Source organism: Rhizobium sullae, assembly GCF_900169785.1.
GTDB classification, from domain to species: Bacteria; Pseudomonadota; Alphaproteobacteria; order Rhizobiales; family Rhizobiaceae; genus Rhizobium; species Rhizobium sullae.
Genome location: NZ_FWER01000173.1, coordinates 1 through 748, shown reverse-complemented (window position 1 = coordinate 748; position 748 = coordinate 1). Strand labels below are relative to the sequence as shown.

The 748-nt window shown below is 58.0% G+C and carries 1 protein-coding gene and 1 pseudogene; both read right to left on the bottom strand.

Annotated features, from left to right (window positions below; translation table 11 throughout):
- Window positions 1-176: 176 nt before the first annotated feature.
- A complete protein-coding gene (locus BN1800_RS39590) occupies window positions 177-383 on the bottom strand; it encodes a hypothetical protein (protein ID WP_087006377.1) in 207 nt (68 codons plus the stop codon).
- Window positions 384-397: 14 nt separating this feature from the next.
- Window positions 398-748 (bottom strand): annotated as a pseudogene (locus BN1800_RS39585) (heavy metal translocating P-type ATPase); the annotation flags it as partial.

Here is a 748-nt window from a genome sequence, read left to right as displayed (position 1 = left end):
CCCAGGCCGTCGCGTCTGGCTCTGAGCATGGTCTAATCCTTTATGAAGTCACTCGTCTACTCTGCAGAATTCTACTCGGCCGACATTGATCCGGATCAACCAGACATGAGTCATGCGGGGCAAAGACGCTCCGGTAGTCATGCCACGTCGTCCGGCTTCCATTCGTCACTAATGGCTTATCTTGCCGTAAGTTCCTGCGCGATCACGCGCATCCACTCAACCTTCTGGCGGAGAGTGAGAACCCGCAAAACCAGTTTTTTGGTGAAGGCATGATATATCGGGACGACATATGCCCAGTCGTCCTTCGCGCATACCACCCTGCCAAGCCTGTGGCCGGACTGGAAATCTACGCATTCCCGCCATTTCATTTCAGTGATGATCATTGCAGGCCTCTTTTTCAGGCGGGCAGGTCACGGCCGTATCCAGCTTTCGATCCTGTAGGTCGTAGCGCTCGCAAGGCGTTGAGGATCACAGCGACATCGATTGCTTCCTGCAGCAACGCACCCTGCAGAGGCAGAAGAAATCCCCAGGCGGCAGCAATCATCCCAGCGATCGAAAGCCCAAGCCCCACGATAACGCTCTGGCGCGCAATAACGACCGTCCTCCGGGCGACGATCAACGCGTCAGCCAGAGGTTCGAGACGGTCCACGAGCAAAACAACACCAGCGGCCTCTGAGGAGGCGGCCGCTCCCCGCGCACCCAGTGCAACACCGACGTCGGCGGCGGCAAGCGCGGGGGCATCATTGAT